The 16,363-nt window shown below is 59.6% G+C and carries 15 protein-coding genes; 9 read left to right on the top strand and 6 right to left on the bottom strand.

The features are described from left to right. Positions 1–10: 10 nt before the first annotated feature. Both H663_RS24115 and H663_RS24110 read left to right on the top strand, forming a co-directional pair. A complete protein-coding gene (locus tag H663_RS24115) occupies positions 11–952 on the top strand; it encodes a CysB family HTH-type transcriptional regulator (protein WP_053176361.1) in 942 nt (313 codons plus the stop codon). Between the two features lie 54 nt (positions 953–1,006). After that, positions 1,007–2,176, top strand: coding sequence for a pyridoxal phosphate-dependent aminotransferase (locus tag H663_RS24110; RefSeq protein WP_053176363.1), 1,170 nt, complete (start codon positions 1,007–1,009; stop codon positions 2,174–2,176). A gap of 6 nt (positions 2,177–2,182) precedes the next feature. Here H663_RS24110 and def read toward each other — a convergent pair whose 3' ends face one another. Genes def through smc form a run of 4 tightly spaced genes read right to left on the bottom strand, consistent with a single transcriptional unit; the run spans position 2,183 to position 9,509 of the window. Further along, a complete protein-coding gene (def, locus tag H663_RS24105; protein ID WP_053176365.1) occupies positions 2,183–2,722 on the bottom strand; it encodes a peptide deformylase in 540 nt (179 codons plus the stop codon). Positions 2,723–2,776: 54 nt separating this feature from the next. Continuing rightward, positions 2,777–4,897: an NAD-dependent DNA ligase LigA gene (ligA, locus tag H663_RS24100; RefSeq protein WP_083451375.1), complete on the bottom strand. Its 2,121-nt coding sequence runs from the start codon at positions 4,895–4,897 to the stop codon at positions 2,777–2,779. A gap of 14 nt (positions 4,898–4,911) precedes the next feature. Then, positions 4,912–5,946: a cell division protein ZipA C-terminal FtsZ-binding domain-containing protein gene (locus H663_RS24095; RefSeq protein WP_053176999.1), complete on the bottom strand. Its 1,035-nt coding sequence runs from the start codon at positions 5,944–5,946 to the stop codon at positions 4,912–4,914. A 35-nt stretch (positions 5,947–5,981) separates the two neighbouring features. Continuing rightward, the gene (gene smc, locus H663_RS24090; protein ID WP_053176367.1) at positions 5,982–9,509 is read right to left on the bottom strand and encodes a chromosome segregation protein SMC; all 3,528 of its coding nucleotides are present in this window, start codon (positions 9,507–9,509) and stop codon (positions 5,982–5,984) included. 414 nt (positions 9,510–9,923) lie between these two features. Between smc and H663_RS41520 the strand changes: the two genes are divergently transcribed. From H663_RS41520 to H663_RS24065, 5 genes are all read left to right on the top strand, one after another. Continuing rightward, positions 9,924–10,082, top strand: coding sequence for a hypothetical protein (locus tag H663_RS41520; RefSeq protein ID WP_165803852.1), 159 nt, complete (start codon positions 9,924–9,926; stop codon positions 10,080–10,082). Positions 10,083–10,107: 25 nt separating this feature from the next. Continuing rightward, positions 10,108–10,578 carry a hypothetical protein gene (locus H663_RS24080; protein ID WP_053176373.1) on the top strand — a complete coding sequence of 157 codons (471 nt, stop codon included), beginning with the start codon at positions 10,108–10,110 and terminating at the stop codon, positions 10,576–10,578. A gap of 29 nt (positions 10,579–10,607) precedes the next feature. Beyond that, the gene (locus H663_RS24075; RefSeq protein WP_053176375.1) at positions 10,608–11,402 is read left to right on the top strand and encodes a hypothetical protein; all 795 of its coding nucleotides are present in this window, start codon (positions 10,608–10,610) and stop codon (positions 11,400–11,402) included. 155 nt (positions 11,403–11,557) lie between these two features. Continuing rightward, entirely contained in the window at positions 11,558–11,827 is a 270-nt protein-coding gene (locus H663_RS24070; protein WP_420844034.1) for a helix-turn-helix domain-containing protein, read from the top strand. A 1-nt stretch (position 11,828) separates the two neighbouring features. Next, the gene (locus H663_RS24065; protein WP_053177001.1) at positions 11,829–13,166 is read left to right on the top strand and encodes a type II toxin-antitoxin system HipA family toxin; all 1,338 of its coding nucleotides are present in this window, start codon (positions 11,829–11,831) and stop codon (positions 13,164–13,166) included. A gap of 71 nt (positions 13,167–13,237) precedes the next feature. Here the strand turns inward: H663_RS24065 and H663_RS24060 are convergent, their stop codons facing one another. After that, positions 13,238–13,645, bottom strand: a complete 408-nt coding sequence (locus H663_RS24060; protein WP_053176377.1) for a hypothetical protein — start codon at positions 13,643–13,645, stop codon at positions 13,238–13,240. A gap of 192 nt (positions 13,646–13,837) precedes the next feature. Between H663_RS24060 and H663_RS24055 the strand changes: the two genes are divergently transcribed. Both H663_RS24055 and H663_RS24050 read left to right on the top strand, forming a co-directional pair. Continuing rightward, positions 13,838–14,170: a helix-turn-helix domain-containing protein gene (locus H663_RS24055; RefSeq protein ID WP_053177003.1), complete on the top strand. Its 333-nt coding sequence runs from the start codon at positions 13,838–13,840 to the stop codon at positions 14,168–14,170. Beyond that, a complete protein-coding gene (locus H663_RS24050) occupies positions 14,167–15,393 on the top strand; it encodes a type II toxin-antitoxin system HipA family toxin (protein WP_053176378.1) in 1,227 nt (408 codons plus the stop codon). The genes H663_RS24055 and H663_RS24050 overlap by 4 nt, the downstream gene beginning before the upstream one ends. Positions 15,394–15,543: 150 nt before the next feature. On the opposite strand, the gene nagB is transcribed toward H663_RS24050, so the two are convergent. After that, the gene (gene nagB / locus H663_RS24045) at positions 15,544–16,314 is read right to left on the bottom strand and encodes a glucosamine-6-phosphate deaminase (RefSeq protein WP_053177005.1); all 771 of its coding nucleotides are present in this window, start codon (positions 16,312–16,314) and stop codon (positions 15,544–15,546) included. Positions 16,315–16,363 lie beyond the last annotated feature (49 nt).

Below are 16,363 nucleotides of genomic sequence, written 5' to 3'. Positions count from 1 at the left end.
CCTTGAGCGTATGAACCTGCACCAATTTCGTTTTGTCCAAGAAGCCGCACGCCGCAACCTCAACCTGACGGAAACGGCCAAGGCTCTGCACACCTCGCAGCCGGGTGTCTCCAAGGCCATCATTGAACTCGAAGAAGAGCTGGGTATCGAAATTTTTGCCCGCCACGGCAAACGGCTCAAACGCATCACCGAGCCCGGCCAGCATGTGCTGCACAGCATCGAAGCGATCCTGCGCGAAGTGAGCAACCTGCGCAAAATTGGTGACCAATACAGTGCACAGGACAGCGGCACCCTGTCGATTGCCACCACCCACACCCAGGCACGCTACGTGCTGCCCATGCCGGTGGCCAAGCTGCGCGAAAAATACCCCAAGGTCAACATCAGCCTGCACCAAGGTGCCCCCGATCAGGTGGCCAAAATGCTGCTCGACGACACGGCCGAGATCGGCATCGCCACCGAGTCCCTGTCGGCTTACGAAGACCTGGTCACCCTGCCCTGCTATGAATGGCAACACGTTCTGGTGCTGCCCATGGACCACCCGCTGGCCCGAAAAGAGCACTTGTCGTTAGAAGACATTGCCAGCGAGCCCATCATCACCTACCACCCCTCGTTCACCGGGCGCAGCCGCATTGACCACGCTTTTACGGCCAAAAAACTGCACCCGCGTATTGCACTGGAAGCCATCGACTCAGACGTGATCAAGACCTATGTGCGGCTGGGGCTGGGCATTGGCATCGTGGCCGAGATGGCCGTCAAGGACGACCCCGTGCAAGACCTGGCCGTGCGGCCTCTGGCCGACTTGCTGGGCCTGAACGTGGCCCGCGTGGCCTTCAAGCGAGGCGCTTACCTGCGCCACTTTGTCTACCATTTCGCCGAACTGCTCAGCGACCGGCTCACCGCTCCCCTGATCGCCAAAGCCATGACCGGGCACGTCAACGATTACGAGTTGTGAGTGCTCTGCCCCTGAGCACGTTTTTTTTCAACCCTTTACTTTTCTGGCCGCACCATGAATGCACGCACGCCCCAGCTGGTCTCCAAAGCCCCGAACATGGGCACCACCATTTTCACGGTCATGTCGGCCCTGGCCACCGAGAAAAACGCGGTCAACCTGGGCCAGGGCTTTCCAGACTTTCCGTGCGAGTCCAAGTTGCTCGATCTGGTGGATGGTGCCATGCGCGAAGGGCTCAACCAATACCCACCCATGCCCGGTGTGGCCCCGCTGCGCGAAGCTGTGTCGAAAAAAATTGAAACCCTTTATGGCCGCCACTACGACCCGGCCAGCGAAATCACCGTGACCGCAGGGGCCACCCAGGCCATCCTGACCGCCATCCTGGCCATCGTGCACCCTGGCGACGAAGTCATCGTGCTGGAGCCTTGCTACGACAGCTATGTGCCCAACATCGAACTGGCCGGCGGCGTGGTGGTGCGTGTGCCGCTCACACCGGGAACCTTTCGCCCCGACTTTGACAAAATCCGAGCAGCCATCAGCCCCCAAACCCGCGCCATCCTCATCAACTCGCCCCACAACCCCAGCGGCATGATCTGGTCACGCCAGGACATGCTCACACTGCAAGAGATTCTGGCGCCCACCGACATCGTGCTGATCAGCGACGAGGTCTATGAACACATGGTCTACGCGCCCAACCAGCACTGGAGCGCGGCGCACTTTGACGGCCTGGCCGCTCGCGCCTTCATCGTCTCCAGCTTTGGCAAGACCTACCATGTGACGGGCTGGAAAATCGGCACCGTGGCGGCACCGGCAGCCTTCACTGCCGAATTTCGCAAGGTGCACCAGTTCAACGTGTTCACCGTCAACACCCCCATGCAGCACGCCTTGGCGCGCTTCATGGCCGACACGGCACCCTATCTGGAGCTGCCTGCGTTTTACCAACGCAAGCGTGACCTGTTCCGCCAAGGTCTGGCGCAAACCAAATTCAAACTGCTGCCCGGTGAAGGCACCTACTTCCAGTGTGTGGACATCTCGGGTCTGGATGTGCCCGAGAAAAACCTGAGTGAAGCCCAGTTTTGCCAATGGCTCACAAGCGACATCGGGGTGGCCGCCATTCCGCTGTCGGCCTTTTACGGCAACGGTTTTGACCAGAAAGTCATCCGGTTTTGCTTTGCCAAGAAAGATGAAACACTGCAACTGGCGCTGCAGCGACTGGCCAGGCTGTGAGCGGGTTCAGTCGTCCTCGACCGCGTTGATGCCCGGAAACAGCACCTCGGTGTAGCCAAAGCGCGTGAAGTCCCGCACGCGCATCGGGTACAGCTTGCCCTGCAGGTGGTCGCATTCGTGCTGCACCACCCGGGCATGAAAACCATCGACCGTGCGGTCAATCATGTCGCCGGACTCGTCCAGACCGGCATAGCGGATGCGCGCATAGCGGGGCACCACCCCCCGCAGTCCCGGCACCGACAGGCAACCCTCCCAATCCTCTACTTCAGTATCATCCAGCGGGATGATGACAGGGTTGATCAAGACCGTGCGCGGGATGGCGGGTGCATTGGGATAACGGGGATTGACGCGATCAGTGCCAAAAATCACGACCTGCAAATCGACCCCGATTTGCGGCGCAGCCAGACCGGCACCGTTGACGGCCGCCATGGTGTCCTGCATGTCCTGCACGAGTTGGCCCAAGCCCCGCATTTGCTGCGGTGACACGGCCTGAGCCACACGCAAAAGACGCGGATCGCCCATTTTCAGAATTTCACGGATCGCCATCTCTGCTTCCCCTTCCAAAAATCTACTGAGCGAACGGGCTCAACATTCAGTTCATCATGGCTTGTTGCCCGACAACAGCACCGCCAAGCCCGCATCATCGAGCACCGGCACACCGAGGGCCTGCGCCTTGTCGAGCTTGCTGCCCGCTTCCGTGCCCGCCACCACGTAGCTCGTTTTCTTGCTCACCGAGCCGGCCACCTTGGCACCCAGGGCTTCGAGTTTGTCTTTGGCCTCGTCGCGGCCCATGCTTTGCAAAGTGCCGGTCAACACGACCGTGACGCCTGCCAGCGGCATTTCGGTCGGGGCCAAGGCATCACCCTCAGCCCAGATGATGCCAGCATCGCGCAAGGCCTGCACCACTTCGCGGTTGTGGGGCTGGTCAAAAAAGGTGCGGATGCTGTGGGCGACGATGGGACCGACATCGGACACTTGCAAGAGCGCGTCTTCGCTGGCCGCCATGATCGCATTCAGTTGGCCAAAGTGCCGGGCCAGCTCCTTGGCCGTGGCCTCGCCCACATGGCGTATGCCCAGGCCAAACAAAAAGCGGGGCAGTGTGGCGTGCTTGGATTTCTCCAGCGCATCGAGCAGGTTTCGGGCTGATTTTTCGGCCATGCGGTCCATGCCCGCCAGGTCCTGCAGCTGCAGGCTGTAAAGGTCGGCCAAGGTGTTGACGCGGCCCGAATCAACCAGCTGGTCCACCAGTTTGTCGCCCAGGCCCTCGATGTCCATGGCGCGGCGGTGCGCAAAGTGCCACACGGCTTGTTTGCGCTGCGCGCTGCAAAACAGCCCGCCCGTGCAACGGTGGTCAGCTTCGCCCTCTTCCCGTTCGGCCAGGCTACCGCACACCGGGCAGTGGCTCATCATGGTGAACAACACGGCACCTGCCGGGCGCTTGTCCAGCACCACCGAAACCACCTCGGGGATCACGTCGCCTGCCCGGCGCACGATCACGGTGTCGCCCACGCGCACGTCTTTGCGGCGGGCCTCCAATTCGTTGTGCAGCGTGGCATTGGTCACCGTCACGCCACCCACAAATACGGGGGCCAGTTTGGCCACCGGGGTGAGCTTGCCGGTGCGACCCACCTGCACGTCGATGGCCAGCACCTGGGTCATTTCTTCTTGTGCCGGGTATTTGTGGGCCACTGCCCAACGGGGCTCGCGGCTGACAAAGCCCAGTTGCTGCTGCCCATCGAGGCGGTTGACTTTGTAGACCACGCCATCAATGTCGTAGGGCAATGCATCACGTTCAGCCGCCATGCGCCGGTGAAAACCGACCAGGCCCGCTGCGCCCTGCACGCAAGAGGTTTGCTCGGCCACAGGAAAACCCCAGCGTTTGAGTTGCTGCAAGGCCTGGTAGTGCGTGGTCCAGACGGGGCCGCCTTCAGACGGTGCGCTGACGTCGCCCCAGCCGTAGGCAAAAAAGCTCAAGGGCCTCTCGGCGGCGATGCCCGAGTCGAGCTGTCGCACCGCTCCGGCAGCCGCGTTGCGCGGGTTCACAAAAGTTTTTTCACCCTTCATGCCTTGAGCAATACGCTGGCGCTGGCGCTCATTGAGAGCCTCAAAATCATCCCGGCGCATGTACACCTCGCCGCGCACTTCGAGCACGGCGGGCGCATCGGCGGGCAGGCGCAGCGGAATTTGGCCAATGGTGCGGATGTTGGTGGTGACGTCTTCACCGGTTTCACCATCCCCCCGGGTGGCCGCTTGCACCAGCACACCGCCTTCGTAGCGCAGGCTCATGGCCAAGCCGTCAAACTTCAGCTCCGCCACGTATTCCACCGGCGTTGCATCCGTCAGGCCCCATTCCTTGCGGATGCGGGTGTCAAACGCCTCGGCTCCACTGGCTTCGGTGTCGGTTTCGGTGCGGATGCTGAGCATGGGCACGCGGTGCGTGACCTGGGCAAATTCGGCCAGAATTTTGCCGCCCACGCGCTGCGTGGGGGAGTCTGGCGTCAACAGCTCGGGGTGCTCAGCTTCCAGCGCCTGCAATTGCCGAAACAGGCGGTCGTACTCGGCATCGGGCACCTCGGGGGCGTCAAGCGTGTAGTAGCAATGGGCGTGGTGGTGCAAGGCCTTGCGCAAGCTGGCCGCACGTTCAGCAGGCGACGTGGCAGCACTGGCCACCCCATGGGCAGCGGCAGGCGATGCGTCACCAAACAAATCTGACTGCGGCATGTGCTCAAGTCCCATCACGAAAACAAACGTCGGGTTTGTGGCAAACCTGCTGACAACTCGCGCTGATCCAGGGCGCTGTACAGCCGCTCCAGGTCATGGGCAATGTCGTCGAGTGCTTCATCGACCAGCACCTGCCCACGGCCATCGGTGACCACCCCGTCCATGGACTGGGCCAGCAAACGGGCCGCTTGGCGCAGGCGGTCAAAGGGCTGGTCTTCGCGCGCCGTTTGAGGCACATCCAGGCTCAGGGAAAACTCACGCACCGCCGACAAGGCCGGGTCTTCGGCCAAGGCCGCTTGCATGTCAAAAGCCAAGGACAGCACTGGCGGCAAGCCGGGCACTGCCCCAGGCAGCACCATGCGGCCGGGAATGGAGCCTGCAATGAAGCCCAGGCGAGCCGCATGCTGCTGGATGTAACCCGGGCTCCAGGCGGCATCACGTGCGCACAGGGTGACGCTCAGTTGGGCGTCGTGGGCGTTGGCAAACTGGTCAAGTTCACGCGCACGGGCCACCTCTTCGAGCATGTCGCTGAAGGTGGCTGTGCCCCCCACGGCATCGGCAAATGCCTGGGTTTTGACCACAAATTCAGAAAACTCGATGTCATTGAGCGCCCCCATGCGGTTGGCCAACTGCACACCTGCCTGGAAGGCCGAATAACGCTGACCGGGCACGATGGCTTCCCATTCGCCGCTGAGCTGGCTGCAGCCTTCGACCGTGAAGAGTTTGGTGCCCACACGGCGCGTGCTGGGCAGCGCCGCGAGTGCGGCGTCACCCGACACGGGCTGATCGACCTCGATGGTGGAGATCACATCGATCAAGGCATCCAGCAGGGGCTTGCGCTCGGGCTGGGGCAAATTGGCAAAGTCTTCATCCAGCACAGGCTCTGTGGCTCCAGACAGATCGAGCAGGGGCTCCAGGGTGTGGGTGGGTTCGGAAAGGGGCTCAGGCAACCTGGGCGAACTCTTGCGCGAGGTCCAGTAGTTATAGGCCACCACCCCGACCACCGTCAGGCCCCCCAGGGCCACCAGGCTGACTTGCAATGGACTCAATGCACTCAACAAATCCAACATAAAAATTCTCGGGTTCAGGCCATGTCGGCCATAGACACTGCGGACTCCATGTCCACAGCCACAATGCGGGACACGCCCTGCTCTTGCATGGTCACACCAATCAACTGCTCAGCCATTTCCATGGCGATCTTGTTGTGGCTGATGAACAGGAACTGGGTTTCCTTGCCCATGCCCGCCACCAGCTTCGCGTAGCGCTCAGTGTTGGCGTCGTCCAGCGGCGCGTCCACCTCATCCAGCAAGCAAAACGGGGCCGGGTTGAGCTGAAAAATCGCAAACACCAGCGCGATCGCGGTCAGGGCTTTTTCGCCACCCGACAGCAGGTGAATCGTCTGGTTTTTCTTGCCCGGCGGCTGGGCCAGCACCTGAACCCCGGCGTCCAGAATTTCGTCACCGGTCATGACCAAACGCGCATTGCCGCCGCCAAACAGCTCGGGGAACATGCGGCTGAAATGCTCGTTGACGATCTTGAAGGTGCCACCCAGCAGCTCGCGGGTTTCGGCGTCGATCTTGCGGATGGCGTCTTCCAGCGTGTTCATGGCATCGGTCAGGTCGGCGCACTGCGAGTCGAGGAAGGTCTTGCGCTCTCGCGAGGTGGTCAGCTCTTCCAAAGCCGCCAGGTTGACCGGGCCCAAAGCCGTGATTTCGCGGTGGATGCGGTCGATCTCGCCTTGCAGGCCCGTCACGCGCACCTGGCCGGTTTCGATGGACTGGGCCACGGCTTCGAGGTCGGCCTGTGCATCTGCCAGCAGCTGGGTGTATTGCTCAAGCCCCAATCGGGCGGCTTGTTCCTTGAGCTGCAAGTCGGTGATGCGTTGGCGCAGGGGGTCGAGTTCGCGCTCAAAGGCCACGCGGCGTTCATCGCTGGCACGCAATTTGGCCGTGAGGTCGTCGTAGGCGCTGCGGCAAGCGCCCAGTGCCTGCTCGCGCTCCATCTTGACGGCCAGCACGTTTTGCAAACCAGCCTGCGCGGCGGCATCGGTCAGGCGACTGAGTTCGTCGCGGGCCCGCTGCATTTCGGCGGCGATGCTGGCCACTTGCTGCTGCGCGGTTTCGATGGTGCGGTTCAGCTCGGCCCGCCGGGCGTCCAGGCTGCGCTGCGAGAACTGCGCCTCCTGGGCAAGGCGCTCCAGACTGCGCTGCTGTTCGCGGCATTCGGCCAGCTTGCGCTCGGAGTCGATCACCCGTTCGTCCAGCTGGGCGTGGCGCTCCTGGCTGTCGGCCAACTGCATGTCCAGCTCTTCAAAACGGGCTTCGGCCGTGACACGGCGCTCTTGCAATTCATCGAGCAAGGCGTCGACTTCGGCCAGGTCGTTGTTGATTTGTGCGCTGCGGGCGCGGGTTTGTTCCACCAGCTGCGACAAGCGCAGGGTTTCGACCTGCAGCTCATGGGTGCGCGACTGGCTTTCGGCCGCTTCGCGGCGCACGCTGACCAGGCGCTGCGAGGCGTCTGCATAGGCGGCTTCGGCCCGCACCAAGGCGCTGCGGCTTTCTTCGGCAATCAGGGTCTGGGCGCGTTGCTGTTTTTCCAGGTTTTCAATGTCTTGCGCACGGGCCAGCAAACCGGCTTGTTCGGAGTCCTGCGCGTAAAACACCACGCTGTTCAGATCCACCGCGTGGCCTGCCTGCACCAACAGGGTTTCGCCCGGCTGCAGCTGGCTGCGCCAGGCCAGCGCATCTTCGATCTGGGGCGCGGTGTAACAGCCTTGCAGCCAATCAGTCACCAGGGCCAAAAGCCCCGCATCGGGAATGCGCAGGTAATCGGCCAGCGGGCGGCAGCCTGCAGGCAAGCCGCTGCGCGAGACGGCTTTGGACGCCAGCGGCGGGCTGAAAAACGAGAGCTTGGCCGGGGGCGCGTCATTGGCAAAGGCCCGCACCATGTCCAGGCGCGACACCTCCAGCGCAGACAGGCGTTCACGCAGGGCTGATTCGAGGGCGTTTTCCCAACCCGATTCAATGTGAATGCGGCTCCAAAGGCCTTCGAGCCCGTCCATGCCGTGCTTGGCCAGCCAGGGTTTGAGCTTGCCGTCGGTGCGCACTTTTTCCTGCAAGGCCTTGAGCGCTTCGATGCGGGCGCTCAGATCGGCCAAGCGGGCCGATTCATCGTTGACGGCCTTTTGCCGCTCACGGCGGTCTTCGTCCAGCGCGGGCACCCGCTCTTGCAGCTCGTGCAGGCGGGCTTCAGATTCGGCGGCCTGGGCTTCGGCGGTGGCCAGCTGTTCCTGAAGATTGTGCAGACGGGCCTCGTCGGGGGCGGCCAAGGCGTTGCGGTCGGCCAGCAGGCGTTCGCGGCGGTTTTCGAGCTGGCGCGATTGTTCTTCGACGTTGCGCTGGTCAGCGGCCAGCACGCCAATTTGCTGCTGCACCTGCACCACACTGGCGCGCTGGGCATTGGCGTCGTGTTGGGCTTTGCGCAGGGCTTCTTCCAGATCGGGCAAGGCCATGGCCTGGTCTTCGACCTGGGCGGCCAGCGTCATGCTCTGGTCTTCGGCCATGGCGGCCTGCTCGGACAAGGTTTCCAGCTCGGTCTGGGCGTCTTCGCTGCGGGTGCCCCATTGGGCGGTTTGCTCAATCAGCTGCTGCAAGCGCTGTTCGGCACGCTGGCGGCCTTCGACCACAAAGCGGATTTCGGCTTCCAGCCGGCCCACTTCGGCGCTGGCTTCATACAGCTTGCCTTGCGCCTGGTTGACCTGATCGCCCGCGTCGTAGTGCGCCTGGCGAATGGTCTCCAGATCGGCCTCCACATGGCGCAGGTCGGCCATGCGCGACTCCAGGGCGTTGACAGCTTGGTCCACATCGGACTTCATGCGGCCCTGGTCGGCCTCAGCATCGCGGCGCTTCAAAAACCACAGCTGGTGCTGCTTGAGCGTGCTGTCAGCCTGCAGGTTGTTGTAGCGGTGGGCGACCTCGGCCTGCTTTTCGAGCTTTTCCAGGTTGGCGTTCAGCTCGCGCAAGATGTCGTCGACACGGGTCAGGTTCTCACGCGTGTCGGACAGGCGGTTTTCGGTCTCGCGGCGGCGCTCTTTGTATTTGGACACGCCTGCAGCTTCTTCCAGAAACAAGCGCAGTTCTTCAGGACGCGACTCGATGATGCGGCTGATGGTGCCCTGACCGATGATGGCGTAGGCGCGTGGGCCCAAACCGGTGCCCAAAAACACATCCTGCACGTCGCGGCGGCGCACCGGCTGGTTGTTGATGAAGTAACTGCTGTTGCCGTCACGCGTGAGCACGCGTTTGACGGCGATTTCGGCAAACTGGCCCCATTGGCCGCCTGCGCGGTGGTCTTCGTTGCTGAACACCAGCTCCACGCTGGCCCGGCTGGCCGGTTTGCGGGTGTTGGTGCCGTTGAAGATGACGTCCTGCATGGATTCGCCACGCAATTCAGACGCCTTGGACTCACCCAACACCCAACGCACCGCGTCCATGATGTTGGATTTGCCGCAACCGTTGGGGCCGACCACGCCCACCAGCTGCCCGGGCAGCAAGAAGTTGGTCGGTTCGGCGAACGATTTGAAGCCCGAAAGCTTGATGGAATTGAGACGCACGGCGGTCTGGTCGATCCAATGAAAAGCTGAAAAAACCCAAGGGCTGGCTGCAAGCCGTCAAGACATTGCCAAAACCCTCAAAAAATCACGAATCAAAGGATTCAATCCCCGATTCGGAAGAGTCTGAGATGTTAACCCAGCCATATGGCCCCATGGCACAGACTTGCCGTGAGTCCGCTGCAAATGAGGGCACCCTGGTCAACATCCGCTTTAAGACCGCTAGTTCGCCCCCCCCCCCGCAGGACTGCCATCAAGTTGACCGACATCATGAAGCGCCCTGATTTTGTATAAATCTGGCTGATCGGCTCGGCCAGGTTCAACTTAAAAAAATAATTTCGGATCCTTCAAAACCGACACACCTTGTCGCAGGGGATTTTTAGAATTTTCAGACCACCCCGCACCTGGAAAACTGGCATGCACAAAACCTTGATCCGCATCTTTGTCCTTGCAACAGCTTTGCACCTGACCTGGATTTTGCTGCTCGTCTTCCTGGCCGTGCTGCGACTGCTTTTGCCGTGGTTACTCATGGCACTGTTGATCTATTTGGCATGGCGCGTTGTGGCACAAGCCTGAAATCCATTCACCCCGAGGAGCCCCCGTGAACACCCCACCCGCCCATATAACAGCCATCACCCAGCCATCCCCCCGCACCAGCCTGCCCGCCAACAGCTTTGAAGAACGCATGTCATGGCTGGATGCCGCTCCAGTCACCACCAGCTTGGACATCCTGAGCGCACACATCTGCTCCGAAGACATCGCTACTGCAGAACAAGCACTCCAGCAGGCCAATGTGCGTTATTGGCAACAGGTCCGGCAGTCACTGAGCGCCTCCACCCAGCGCGTCAATAGCAGCCAAGCATTCACCCCCAAAGAAGTCCTGCTCAATTTTTTGGGCGTACTCAAGGACGACGAGATGTGGGGCAGCCTGCAAGCGAGGCAAGACCAATTGCAAAAGGACTTCGACCAAGACGAGGCGCAAACCCATCGCCTGCAAGCCCAGATTGACCAATGGGAAGTCCGCCTGGAAAAGCTCCAGCCGCTGCAAGCTGCATCCTCTGCGGCGCACTGATACATCGCATACATCAAAAAGGGAGAACCATGACGCATCGCCAACACCCACCGAAAAAACACCTGCTGCTGTCCGCCACCGTGTGGGCTCTTTTGTCCATCAGCAGTTCAGCCCTGCATGCTGAAACCATCAACGGCGTCCTTGAGAAAGGCGCCACATGGTCATCACTTTTCAGCGTCAGTGGCGAATCGGGCGACAGCATCGGCCAGATTTTTCGCAACCAATCAGCCTTGGGTAAAACCATTTTGGCCCATTGCCTACCCGACATGCCTTGCCAAATCGAGCAAGGCCAACGTCGCCCCCTGGAGGGCCAGGTGCCGCAAAAGTTCAGCAGCCAAGCCATGGGCTGGTACGACATCACGTCCGGGCGCGACCCACGCATGACCTCAGCCCTGTCCAACACCCGCCAAGCGGTCGGCACACGCCAAGGGCCGCTGGTCATTGCCGAAGACAACACCTTGCGCCTGCGCGGCAAACCCATCTTGCCCCATGTGCAAGGCAACAACTTCCTGAGCATCGTCATGGACTACAGCATCGGCAACCAGGACGTGATCTTGCTGCAAAACACCGGCGGCAGCGCCTGCCCGGCGCTCTACCAGTTCATCATCGTGCAAGCAGGCAGCGTCAAAGCCACACCTGAATTTGGCAGCTGCTCGGACATCATTTACCCCCGCTGGGACGGCCAGCAAACCATCACCATCGACATGCTCGGCTACTTCGGACCCATGGGCTCGGAAAAAGAACAACGCCAAGCCGCCATGAGCAAAGAAACCTACCGCTACGCACAAGGCCGCGTCACGTTCCAGGACAAGGAAATCAAGTAATTTAAAGCATGGACAAGGTGAGCCGCCGCATGGGAGGGCTATGCGGCACACCCATTTGCAAGCAAACTGGTGCATCACATACTTAGCTGAAATCAGGATATTTTCAAATTAGCTCAAATACAGCTATGATGCAAATATCTGCTTAACAGCTAAAAATGATGTCACCACTACCCCCACAAATTCTCATTTCTGGTGATCAACTGGGTCATCTTTTGCGCAGCACGCGCAAAGGTTTGAAGTTGTCGCAAACAGCGATTGCAAACCGTTTGAACTTGAGTCAAAACCGTGTTTCCTATCTGGAGCTCCATCCCGACACATTGAGCTTTTCTCAACTTCTGGCTTGGTGCTCAGCGCTGGGGCTTGATCTGAGGTTGGGGGCCCGTGACACTGCGACTGCATTGGACAGTGATGCTGCGGAGTGGTGACATGGGGCGCAAATCGGGCAGTCAAACTTTAGGACTTTGGGCAAACGGCGAACGCATGGGTCGCTGGACAGTGACGGCGCGCGGCGACATGGAACTGCAATATGACGATGCCTGGGTCCGGTCCCCACGAGGCAGACCCATATCGCTGTCTTTGCCATTCACCCCGTTTAATGAGGCGATCAAGGGTGATGCGGTTGCTCATTACTTTGAAAATCTTCTGCCCGACAGCGACAGCATCCGAAAACGGGTGGCCATCCGATTCAAAACGGGATCTATTGCCGCATTTGATTTGTTGCGAGCCATCGGGCGCGACTGTGTGGGTGCTGTACAGCTTCTTGATGAATCTGAAGTTCCGCACAATGTGGACAAGGTTGAGGCCGTGCCCGTTGATGATGATGCGATTGAGCGTCACTTGAAGAGTGTTGTCACGCCACATGCCTCGGATGCAGCTTTTGAATCTGATGATGACTTCCGGATTTCCTTAGCGGGCGCACAAGAAAAAGATGCTTACCTGTGGTGGAACAATGCATGGCATAAACCTCGCGGGTCGACACCCACCACACATATCTTCAAACTTGCGCTGGGCTTGGTGGGCGGCAGGCAGGCTGACTTCAGCACATCGGTCGACAACGAATGGTTGTGCTTGCGCTTGCTCAAGGCTTATGGCTTGCCAGTAGCCTCGGCAGAAATTGCCAGCTTTGGCTCGCAACGTGTACTTGTTGTCGAACGGTTTGACCGCAGGCTTGTCGCAGGCCAAATTTTCAGACTCCCCCAAGAAGATTTCTGCCAGGCAACGGGGACTTCTGCGTTGATCAAGTATGAACATGAGGGCGGACCTGGCTTGCGCAAAATTTTCTCGCTCCTTGCACAATCTCGCGCACCGGAATTGGACATGCGCACATTGATGGCGGCCCAAATTTTGTTTTGGCTTCTTCAGGCGCCGGACGGTCATGGCAAAAATTTCAGCATCCATCTTTTGCCCGGCGGGGCATTTCAGCTCACACCTTTGTATGACGTGATGTCGGCCTATCCGATCATTGGAAATGGCCCCAATCTGTGGTCCGGTCGGGAAGTGAAATTGGCCATGGCTTTGCTTGGCAAAAACAAGCATTACCAAATGGCCAGCATTCAGCGCAGGCATTTCAACAGCACGGCCAAGCAAGTTGGATGGGGTCCTGATGCCGAGGCCATCATGGAAGACTTGATTGCCAAGACACCGCAGGCAATGGCCTCGGTTCAACGCGATCTACCGCCCGGATTTTCTCAAGTGGTGTTGGATCGTATTCTGGGTGGTTTGGAACAAGCGGTGGCTCAGTTAGCGTCTATGCCCGCACAGTGATCAGGTTGGCACTACAGCCCAACGCGGCACATGCATCCGGTACGCAGTGGCATCGGTCAGTGCGGTCAACTTCATCCTGCGGCACCCGCTTCGAGCGAACTGACATAGCGCAGTACATCTTCGGTGCGCCCTTCGATGACCAACTGCTCTGCGGTTTTGTAGCCAAATGGCGGCAATGGTTCGTTGCGGTACCAAAAAATCGAACGACCCACATCGCCTGACAGATCATGGGCCGCTCGCATGACGCGCAAAGCCTCACGCAAAAATTTCTGGACACTCTCCGACGCCGGGGCACGACTGATCGTGTTTCGATGAACGTGGGCCTGAGTGGCCAGCGTCTGGACATCGATGCTCAGCACGTCGCCAAATCGCTTGGGTGAAAGCGTTGAGGCCCCCGCGTCTTTGTCGCGCAAGAAATCGATAAACCCTTCAAAGCCATGGCTGAGTGCAGGGGAAAATTGAAGAGCGGTTGTTTGCATTAATGGACTTCCAACGAACAGCAATGCACCAATTGCGCACCATTTATCCACATTACACACAAGGACGTGTCATGCACAAAGGCAAAGAGATCAAGCCATAAAACAAAACACCATTTTTGTTGCATTGACAGCCATATTTGACTTCAATGCAACAATTATTTATCATTGATTTTTCAATTCAAACATGCACCCATGCTCGACTTTGGACTGGCCAGCGAACGCGAAATTCGCCAGACACTCTGCCAAAAATTGCGCGCTCAACGCCTGCACCAAAACCTGAGCCAAACCGATCTGGCTCAACGTGCAGGCCTGAGCGTGCTCACCCTTCAACGACTGGAAGCCGGGCACGGCAGCACCCTCGAAAACTTTCTGCGCACCGTGATGGCCCTGGGCCTGGCCAGCGAACTGACCGAAATCTTCAACATCCCCCTCACATCCATTGCCGCCATGGAACAAGCCGCCGCCCACAAACCCCGACAACGCGCCACCAAACGCAGCGGCACAGCCTGGCCGCCTGGCACATGAAAAAAATCACCGTCCACTACCAAGGCTGGGGTGAACACTGGCCTCTGGGCACACTGGCACAAGACTCACGCCAACTGCTCTTTGAGTACAGCCCTCAAGCACTGCAACGCGGCCTTGAACTCTCGCCCCTGCACCTCAAACTCAGGCCGCAGACTTACGGCAATTTTCCGGCCCATCAAATGCAACTGCCTGGCCTGGTGGCCGACAGCCTGCCCGACGGATGGGGCCTGCTCTTGATGGACCGCTTCTTCAAAGCCCACCGACACCTCGAACGCCACCACATCAGCCCACTCGATCGCCTGGCTTTTCTGGGTGACCGCGCCATGGGTGCGCTCAGCTTTGAACCTGCCAGCGATGACCCGCACACCCCCGTCGATTGGGCGCTGCAACAACTCGCACAAGAAGTGCAAAGCGTTGTGCAAGGACAAGACAGCGAAACACTCCAACAGCTCATCACCCTGGGCGGCTCACCTCAAGGAGCACGCCCCAAAGCCCTGGTGCAATTCGAACCCGACACAGGCCACATGAGCACCCTGGCCAGCGCCCCTGGCCAAGCGTGGATGGTCAAATTTCCGGCTGCAAACGAACACCCTGAAGTCTGCGCACTGGAACACGTTTATGCCGAAATGGCCCGTCTGTGCGGCATCGACATGCCACCCACCCGGTACTTTGAATTGGCCCATTCACTGGCCGCATTTGCCGTACAGCGCTTTGACCGCGCAGGCCCCATGCGCGTGCCCATGCACACCTTGGCCGGAGCCCTGCATGCGGACTACCGCATCCCAAGTTGCGACTACCTCACCTTGCTGCGCATGACACGCCTCATGACACGCAGCGAGCACGAAGTCCTCAAAGCCTTTCGCCGCTGCGTCTTCAATGTCGTCTTCCATAACCGCGACGACCACACCAAAAACTTCTCTTACCTGCTCAACCCGCAAGGCCACTGGCAACTGGCCCCCGGCTACGACCTGACCTATTGCGAAAGCCCACGCGGCGAACACCAAATGGACATCGAAGGCGAAGGCCTGACCCCCACTCGAACACAGCTCCTGCGCCTGGCCGACAAAGCCGGGCTTCACGCCCCGACATGCCAAGCAATGATGTCGGACATTTGCACGCAAGCCACCCATTTCCAAGCACTGGCCATGCAACACCCCATCCGCAAAGATACGGTCAAGCGAATTGCACAAGTCATTCAAAGCCACATCCAGCGGCTGAGCTGAACAGACGCAAACCATGGAAACCTCACCGATGTGGTGGTGATACTGCCCACCAACGCCTTGCAACTGAGCACCAGCGCGTGAAGCAGGCCTGAGCACAAGTCGTGAACGCCGAAGTCTTCTACCTGTGAGCAGTAAAAACCCGAGCCCTTGTCAGACCCGCTGCCAAAGTGGTTTGTGTTCAAAAACCCAGCGGTAGTAATCGGACCGCTGAAGTTGCGCTGCGGCTTCTGGGTCCAGATAGACCCGGGTATCTGGGTGCATCTGCAAGATTGAAGCTGGGACCATTGCGGTGATGGGGCCTTCGACGGTTAGGGCCACAGCGCGGGCTTTGTGAGGGCCAAAGGCCAGCAGCACATGTTGCCGAGCATCCATGATGGTGCCTATGCCCATGGTGATGACGTGGCTGGGCACTTGGTCTTCGTTGCCAAAAAAGCGGGCATTGTCTTGCCGCGTTTGTCGGGTCAGGGTTTTGATGCGAGTGCGCGAGCCCAGTGAGGACGAGGGCTCATTGAAGCCAATGTGCCCATCTGTGCCGATGCCCAGCACTTGCAAATCAATGCCCCCGGCTTGGCGGATTTTTTGCTCGTATGCCAAACAATGCAAGGCCATATCTGGTGCATTGCCGTCGGGAATGTGGACGTTTTGCGGGTCGATGTTGATGTGTTTGAACAAATTGGCCCACATGAAGCTGTGGTAAGACTGCGGATGCGCTTTGGGCAAGCCCACATATTCGTCGAGGTTGAAGGTGCTCACTTGGCGCCAGTCCAAGTTCATGTCTATGAGCAATTTGTAGAGTTGCACAGGGGTGCTGCCCGTGGCCAGTCCCAGCACCGCATTCGGCTTACGGCGCAACACATGTGCAATGGTGCGTGAGGCGATCTCAGTGGCCGCCTGGGCTGAGGCTTGAATGATGATTTCCATGGCGGGCTCCCACAACAACACCTTCAAGGCTCAAGCGGGCCAAGAGGCA

This window comes from Limnohabitans planktonicus II-D5, assembly GCF_001270065.2.
Classification (GTDB): Bacteria; Pseudomonadota; Gammaproteobacteria; order Burkholderiales; family Burkholderiaceae_C; genus Limnohabitans_A; species Limnohabitans_A planktonicus.
Note: the sequence above shows the minus strand (reverse complement) of the source record. Positions and strands in the feature narration are given on the sequence as shown.